Source organism: Arthrobacter sp. 10T413_2 (assembly GCF_056394205.1).
This window is the reverse complement of the sequence record NZ_JBFTHK010000184.1, coordinates 1-8,289: the sequence shown is the minus strand read 5'-3', so window position 1 is coordinate 8,289 and position 8,289 is coordinate 1. Positions and strand designations below refer to the sequence as shown.

The window sequence follows — 8,289 nt, the reverse complement described above, 5'->3', positions numbered from 1 at the left end:
GCGGCATATAACGCCAGCCAAGCCGCTCGAGAAGTTGCGGCCGGAGCCGGCTCCGTTCGCGGACGCTCATTCGCCGGTAGTGGCCGGTGCCGTCTGACTCAATCGCCACAGGACGGGGAATCTCCGCATCGTCCTGGCCAATCGTGGTCATCGGATCGGCGGCGGCCACCATGTTGAGGACGCCGTCGTACTGGTGCCACACTCGCGCACCGCGGGCCCGGAGCCGGTCGCCCAGGTCTGCCACAAGCGGATCAGCGCCGAGCGCCTGCTCGCTGGCGGCCGCCCGGGATGCGGGGCTGCCCAGATCCGTATTGCCCGCGATCTCGCGGTCCAACAATTCGTAGAAATCCACGGCACCATGGCTCAGGCGGCTGACGTCGAGGTCCTCGGGGCGGAAGCAACTGAGCACGTGCAGTGATCGCCGCGCACGCGTCATCGCCAAGGCGAATTTAGCGCGTCCGCCGTCGGCGGAGAGCGGTCCAAGGCTGTGGAGCGTACGTCCGTGCGGCGTCCGCCCATAGCCCGGGGAGAAAATGACGTGGTCGCGGACCAGCCCCTGGGCCCTTTCCAGATCCACCACACGGAAGGATTCCTCCCCTGCCGTGAAGAAACTGCCAAGCATCGGGTAGTTGGGCAGCTGGGCCCGGATGGCTTCGCCGATCCGGGCGGCGTGACGGAGGCTGCCGGTCACCACAKCCAGCGAGGTCCGGGGACGGAGCCGGGCGTGTTCGAAGACGAGCTCCACCGCACGGTTCACCTCGGCAACCACCGATTCAACGCCGTCGTGGTCGGCGCTGGGCAGCCCGGTGCCATCCGGAAGGTATTCCACGCTGAGGGCACGGTCGAGGCCTGTGGCGGATTGCCCTTCCGGGAGCCGTGTCAGTTCCCCGCCGTAATAGCCCTTGCTGAGCTGGCGCACCAGGTCTTCATCGACCGCGCGGTATACGGTCCTCAGGTTCCACACGGGCAGTACGGCAGTCAGCGCACGGTAAGCGCTCTCGACGCTCTGGTAGGAGCTCTCCCCTGCGGCGAGCCGTTCGACCCCCACGGTGAAGGTTCGTGGGCTGGCGATCTGCTCATCGCCGAAAGCGATGACCTGCCGGGCCCGGGCGATAGCCGGGAGGACGGCCTGCAGCGATGTTGTCTCGGCGTCCAGGATCACTACGGCATCAAAGGTCTGCTCGATCGGCAGGAGGCCCGTCATGAGGTACGGGCTGACGGACCATACAGGCACGAGTGTGGGCAGCAGCTCCTGAGCCTGGCCGCTGAGTGCCGCAAGGGTAACCCTGCCGTCCTTCAGCAGACTGCGCAGCAACTCGGCCTGGCGCGGGTACGCTTCGATGGCCGTGCGCCAGCGCTCGGACAGGTTCCACCGCAGCCGGGCAGCGCCGCTGGCGATATGCGCGTTGTCAGCGAGCCGGTACTCCGCTTCCAGCTGGCGCAGGGCGTCGCCGTCGGACATGGCGAGGTAGTCATCGCCGCTAATCATGGCTTCCAAGGCCGACTGCCACCAGGCCAGCTCCAGTTCTGCGGTCACAGATCCCTCKGGGACCTCACGCTCGGCCAGGTCGGCGAGCAGCTCGCCCAACCCGTGCTCGCGCATGCTCTCGACCAACAGGGTACGCTCCGGGAGGGTTTCGAGTGTCGCGGTGTCGGCGACGAGTCGCTGGACGCGGGCCAGGAGATCGGCGTAGGGCACGCGGTCCAGATCGCCGCCTGCGGCGGTGTGCTTGACTGCCTGGCCCAGTTCGGCCAGTTCTGACTCAAGCTCCCGGTAGAGGCCGGAGATTTCGGCCAGCCCGGACGGTACGGCAGGGTGCCGCTGCGTCGTGGCATAACCGGCCCACGCGGCGCGCTGTTCCTGCACGAGGACCAGAGAGCTGTGCAGGTCCGCGATGTGCACGCCGGGCCGGACATATTCCTTGGCCACCCGGCGCAGGCGGGACCGCTGCATCGAGGGCATCTCGATCCCCCGTTCCCGGCGCCAGGCAGAGGGCGCCGTGGCCGAGATGAGGTCATGGACGGGGCGGTCAAAGATGTCGGGAGTGAACTTGTCCAGGCTTTCGCGGACGGCCACGAGCAGTTCGATCTGCTCGCCCCATTMGGCGAAAGTCCCGCCGAGACGGATCTCGGCGTGTTCTGCCACCTCGTCCATTCGCCCGCGCAGCAGCGGCAGCTTCTCCGCGACGGACCGTGCAACCGCCTGCGCTTCCTGCGTCTCCTTGCGGGTCAGGAGCCGTGCTCCGTGCCAGGGGCTGGTGGTCKACGCACGGCTGAAACCGCCGAGCTCGGCAGCGCGGCGGAGCCTTCCGGCGAGCTCCTCGCGGTCCCGGATGTTATCCAGCACGCTGCGCTTGAGCCGGACCGTCGTGGCCGGCGCCGGCTGGATGGAGGTCAGTTCGGCCAGCGACTGCATGGCCTCGTACGGGGAACACCCCCAGCGTTCCCGGACGTTGTGCAGCGACGCAACATGGTCCATCAGGGCGTGCCGGTGCCCCGTCAGCGTGGCGTGCAGGTTGCTCAGCTGCGGTTGGAGCGACTTCTCGTTGCGGACGATCGCCCGGACCAGCTGGCCCTTGAGCTGCAGCGGACTGGCGTTGCCGGCGAGCTGCAGCAGTACGGAATCCAGGCCGAGGCTCTCCAGCTGGGTGGAGATTTCGGCGAGGCTGGCGCGCCTGTCGCCCACTACCAGGACGGTTTTGCCCTCGTCGACGAGGGCGCCGATGGTGTTGATGGCGGTTTGGGTCTGGCCGGTGCCCGGCGGGCTGCTGACCACMAGCGAGTCGCCCGCCCGAACRGCGTCGACGACGTACTGCTGGTCTGTGTCGGCGTCGAGCAGCAGAAGCTCATCGGCGGGGTMCCGCTCATCCGTGCTGGGGAAACGCCCAGGTTCAAGCACGGGCACCTCGACCAGTTCGCCGGAACCGGACCGGGCCAGGGCGGTGACGAGGGGGTTGTTCGGGTTGATCCACGGGTCATCCAGGTTGCCGGAGAGGTCGGCAAACGTGGAGACGAGGAGGTTGTGCTCTATCTCGGCACCGGCAATCGGCTGGATCAGCGTGCCCAGACGGTCCAGGACCGGCTGGGGGTCATAACGCGCCGTGCTGTAGGCCATCCGCGTCACCGCGCTGACGTCAAAGACGATCCCGTGGACTGACTTGAGGTGCCGGACCAGTGCGGGGTTGATCTGCGCCTGTTCGGTGAGTTGCAGTTCGTAGTCATCCTCGCCGGGGCGCACCGTGAGGGAAATGGCGGTGAGCATGACAGGGGCGGAAATTMGCTGCGGTTTACCTCCGACGGCGGACGTCCAGACGACCGTGCCGGCGGAGAAATAGCCCGCGTCAATGCCGCGGTCGTTGGCGAGTTCGAAGATTTTCGAGCGCAGGTTGCGCGAGGCCCTGGCGGCAATCACGTACTGCTGGCGGTCCCGGATCAGGGTTGAGAGCCGGGTGCGCCGGCCTGCCATGAGTTKGGCAAGCCCCGACGGATKGGCATGGGTCAGGTCAATCGAGCCTTCGGGCGTCTTGGTGAAGCGCAGCATCGTATCTGCTCCGGTGACGGGTTTGAGCCCCGACAGCCATTTCCTGAACTCCTCGGAGCCCTCGGGGTGGCCTTGACCAACTGACACTGCTGCCTTCTTTTCTGTGCTCGACTTCTCTGTGCTGGATGTCTCCATGCCGGACTTCTCCGGGCTGGATTTCTCCCGGCCGGATTCCTCCATGCCGGAGCGCGGCGGGCTCGCCTTTAGCGCGTTTGACGTGTCAACGCGTGTCTGTGTTGCGTCCGCGCTTTCCATGGCCGCGTTTTGTGTGCTCGCGGTTGCCTGGCTCGCGCGGGACGCCTTGGACCATACCGGCATGCCTTCGAGGGTAGCCCGAATCAGGGGCACCTGCGGGGCCGCAACACTGGGCAGTGCGAAATTCAACTCGAATTGCCAGAAACAAAATGAAATGGCCGGCCTCGAAAGGCCGGCCATTCACACTGCTATTCCCACTCGATGGTTCCCGGCGGCTTGCTGGTCACGTCCAGCACCACGCGGTTGACGCCGTCCACCTCATTGGTGATCCGGTTGGAGATCCGGGCCAGGAGATCGTAGGGCAGCCGCGACCAGTCCGCCGTCATGGCGTCCTCGGAGGACACGGGACGGAGCACGATCGGGTGTCCGTAGGTGCGTCCGTCGCCCTGGACGCCCACGCTGCGGACGTCCGCCAGCAGCACGACGGGCATCTGCCAGACCTCGTTGTCGAGTCCGGCCGCGGTCAGCTCGGCGCGGGCGATCGCGTCGGCTTTGCGGAGCAGGTCGAGACGTTCCTTGGTGACGTCGCCGACGATCCGGATGCCGAGGCCCGGCCCGGGGAAGGGCTGCCGGCCGACGATTTCCTGCGGGAGTCCGAGCTGGGCGCCGACCGCCCGGACCTCGTCCTTGAACAAGGCGCGCAGCGGCTCAACGAGTTCAAACTGCAGGTCCTCGGGCAGGCCGCCAACGTTGTGGTGGCTCTTGATGTTGGCTGCACCTTCGCCGCCGCCGGATTCGACGACGTCGGGGTACAGGGTGCCCTGGACGAGGAACTTGATCTTTTCACCGTGCKCCGCTGCCTCGGCGATGATCGCCAGTTCGGCTTCCTCGAAGGCGCGGATGAATTCGCGGCCGATGATCTTGCGCTTGGTCTCGGGATCGCTGACACCGGCCAGGGCGCTCAGGAAGCGCTCCTGCTCGTTGGCGACGTAGAGCTTGACGCCGGTTGCGGCCACGAAGTCGCGTTCGACCTGCTCGGCCTCACCCTCGCGCAGCAGGCCGTGGTCCACGAAAACGCAGGTCAGCTGGTCGCCGACCGCGCGCTGCACCAGGGCGGCAGCCACTGCTGAGTCGACGCCGCCGGACAGGCCACAGATGACCCGGGCATCGCCGATCTGTTCGCGGATCCGGTCCACCTGCTCTTCGAGGATGTTGCCGGCAGTCCAGTTTGGTTCCAGCTTGGYGCCCTTGAACAGGAAGTTCTCAAGGACCTGCTGGCCGTAGGCCGAGTGCTTCACCTCGGGGTGCCACTGCACGCCGTAGAGGCACTTCTCCTCGTTGGCGAACGCTGCTACCTCGGCGCCTGCCGTCGTCGCGAGTACCTCAAAGCCCTCGGGAGCTTCGTGGACGGAGTCCCCGTGGCTCATCCACGTGCTCTGGTGCTGCGGCATGCCGGCCAGGATGGAGCGGCCTTCGCCGATCGTGGTGGTCTCGGTGGCACCGTACTCGCGGAGTCCCGTCTGGGCCACCTTGCCGCCAAGGGCGTTGGCCATGGCCTGGAAGCCGTAGCAGATGCCGAAGACCGGGACGCCGGCCTCGAAGAGGTCGGCGCCGACGCTGGGGGCGCCGTCGGCGTAGACACTGGCGGGACCGCCGGAGAGGATGATCGCGGCAGGGTTCTTGGCCAGCAGTTGCTCGGTGCTGTAGGTATGCGGAACCACTTCCGAATACACATTCGCTTCCCGGACGCGGCGGGCAATCAGCTGCGCGTACTGGGCACCGTAGTCAACAACCAGAACCGGCCTGTGGGACGTCTGGGATGCAGTGGGAGTAGTCACCCCACTAGCCTACTTTGCGCCGCTACCCGCCCGCACATTGAGAAGCCGCTGTGGGCCTCGAATCACGCCCCGGGTAAGCGAACTCACACGCCCGACGGCGGCTGCCGCCGTTAGCGGCGTTCCCCGGCTCAGTAGCGCTGGGAAGCCTGCGGATTCGCCGCGAGTTCGGCCTCGACCTCTGCGTGGAACTTCTTTTCGACGAAGAAGGACAGGAACGGCACGACGCCGCCGAGAGCCAGGATCACCAGTTTGCTGAACGGCCAGCGCATGAGCGACCACAGCCGGAAGTTGGAAATCAGGTACACGACGTACATCCAGCCGTGCACGATCAGCACCGTGATGGAGAGGTTGACGCCCCCGATCACTCCTGGCGGCTCGGCGTCGGCGAAACCCAGGCCGAACGGCTGGCCGGTGACGGCGTCGGTGCCCCCGACGTAGAGGTACTGCCCGAAGCCGTACCGGGCGATCAGCTCGGCGCACAGCAGGAGCAGCATCGAGCCCGTCAAGTAGGCGAGCACTTTGTAGAACTTCAGGGCGGACCGGATTTGGGCCTCGGTGCCGCCGAAGCGGCGCTTCTTGCCGGTTGTCCCCGTGCCGTTGGTTGGCTGCGGCTGGATGGCTGGTTGGGGCTCGATCATGATTGCACTCTCGGGTCTGTGGGATAGGGGGCTGTGCGATGCGCTTCAGCTGCCGGCGGCTGCGGGTCTTCGGAGGTGCCGGGCACCTGTCCGGCCCGTTCCTGGACCGGCTCCTCGGCCGGGTCTGCGTCAGAATCACTGTCCGGTTGCCCGGCCGATTCCGGGCCTGATGCCGGGACGGATTCCGCGTCAAGGGCGTCTTCGAGGTCGCGGCGGTAGTCGTCTTTGACCAGACGCCACCAGATGAACAACGCGAACCCGGCAAAGACCACCCATTCCACGGAATAGAACAGGTTTAGCCAGTTGACCTGCTGCGCAGGCGGTTGCGGGCCAATCAGGAGGGGCTTGACGTCGCCTCCGGTGGCCAGCGCACCGACGTCGGCGCTGCCGGAGAGTTCAGTCTTCGCCGCGACAAATCCMGGGTAGCTGCTGACGTTCCAGTCGTTGATGAGCTCGGCGACCGAAACGGCACTCGCGCGGCCGGGTCCGGGGTCGGTAGTCGCCAGCGGAGACTCGGACGGCAATAGCCGCCCCGTCAGTACGATGGTGCCCGACGGCGGCGCGACGGCGTCAGAGGGATCCGCGATCCAGCCGCGGGCGACCGGAATCCAGGTCTGCGGTGTGGCCCCGCCGCCCTTCAGGACAGGAGCATCCTTGACAGCGAAGGCGGACACGATCCAGTAGCCCTTGGCCCCGTCATTCAGTCGCCCCGGGACGAGGACCTGCTTCTGGGGGTCATAACTTCCGGTGGCCGAGACCATCTGATCAGCCACCGAACCAGGGAAAAATCCGCCCGGCTGCAGGACCGACGTAAGCTGGCGAGTTTCCTCGGTTGTGGTGGAGACCGGGGCTTCGGGTTGTGTTGAGCGGCCAAACTGCCACTGGCTCAGCAGCACAAAGACCCCTGAAATGGCGATCGCGAACACGAGTCCTGCGATCCAGCGGGGTTTGAGGGCAGTTTTCAGCACCTCTTAACCGTACTTCGTCCCCCTGTAGAACAACGAAACGGGCCGACGCCGAACCCAGCCCTCCCTRACCCGGCAACGACGAGGTAGACACAACCGGACCTAGTTGAGGCGACGCCGCGCTTTCCGTCCCCCGGGCTCCGGTTATGCGGCCGTCTTGAGCAGCCGCCGTCGCCAGCCGGGCCTCGGTCGTAGGCCGTCGTCAGGTTCCCTGGCACCGATGGGGAATGGACTCCGTCGTACGGCCGTCTTGAGCAGCCGCCGTCGCCAGCCGGGCCTCGGTCGTAGGCCGTCGTCAGGTTCCCTGGCACCGGTGGGGAATGGACTCCGTCGTACAGCCGTCKTGAGGAGCCGCCGTCGCCAGCCGGGCCTCGGTCGTAGGCCGTCGTCAGGTTCCCTGGCACCGGTGGGGAATGGACTCGGTCGTACGGCCGTCGTGAGKAGCCGCCGTCTCTGCCCGGGCCTCTGTCGTAAGTCCTGGTCATGTTCACTGGCCACATGGCKAGACTCAGTTATGCGGCCGTCATTAGGAGCCGCATTCGCCGCCCGGAACACGCCGTCCTTATCTGGTCCACGCGGCTGGCACGTTGGCCCGGATCGCGCTGTCACCGCCGGGTCCGTCATGACACGGCTGGCATGTTGGCCCGGATGACGCCGCCACTGACCGGGCTGCCGCCATAKGCCGCGTTKAGGTGCTGCGGTGTCACTGTCCGGACCGCGGTCATGCCGCCTGGGTGAGTGGGGCGGGTGTGAAGTAGTGGTTGCGGCGGGGTTTCTGGCCGGGGTCGATGTGGGGTGGCGGGATGAACCAGGGAACCCCGGTCCGGACCTGGATGGTCCACGCTTCTTTGTGGATCAGGTGGTGGTGATGGGAACAGAGCAGGGTGCCGTTTTCCGTGCCCGTGGTTCCGCCGCGGGACCAGTACGTGATGTGGTGGGCTTCGCACCAGGGCGCGGGGATGGTGCAGCCGGGAAAGGCGCAGCCGAGGTCCCGGGCGATGAGGGCTTGGCGGAGGTGGGGCGGGAAGAGCCGGGAGGCCCGGCCGATGTCCAGGATCCGTCCCTCACCCCCGAGCAGGACGGGGATGATGTCGGCGTCGCAGGCGATCTTC

At 66.7% G+C, this 8,289-nt stretch carries 5 protein-coding genes; all 5 read right to left on the bottom strand.

Features of this window, described 5'->3' with window-relative positions; all coding sequences use genetic code 11:
* Positions 1-3,628, bottom strand: a 3,628-nt coding sequence (locus tag AC1DBQ_RS19680; RefSeq protein ID WP_476930111.1) for an AAA family ATPase, incomplete at its 3' end; no start/stop codon positions are given.
* Positions 3,629-3,984: 356 nt separating this feature from the next.
* A complete protein-coding gene (guaA, locus tag AC1DBQ_RS19675; protein ID WP_476930110.1) occupies positions 3,985-5,574 on the bottom strand; it encodes a glutamine-hydrolyzing GMP synthase in 1,590 nt (529 codons plus the stop codon).
* 128 nt (positions 5,575-5,702) lie between these two features.
* A complete protein-coding gene (locus tag AC1DBQ_RS19670) occupies positions 5,703-6,212 on the bottom strand; it encodes a DUF3817 domain-containing protein (RefSeq protein WP_476930109.1) in 510 nt (169 codons plus the stop codon).
* On the bottom strand, positions 6,209-7,180 hold the full coding sequence (locus AC1DBQ_RS19665; protein ID WP_476930108.1) for an SURF1 family protein: 972 nt from the start codon (positions 7,178-7,180) through the stop codon (positions 6,209-6,211). Before AC1DBQ_RS19665 ends, AC1DBQ_RS19670 begins: the two co-directional genes overlap by 4 nt.
* A gap of 718 nt (positions 7,181-7,898) precedes the next feature.
* A partial coding sequence (locus AC1DBQ_RS19660) for an HNH endonuclease signature motif containing protein (RefSeq protein WP_476930107.1) occupies positions 7,899-8,289 on the bottom strand: 391 nt, incomplete at its 5' end.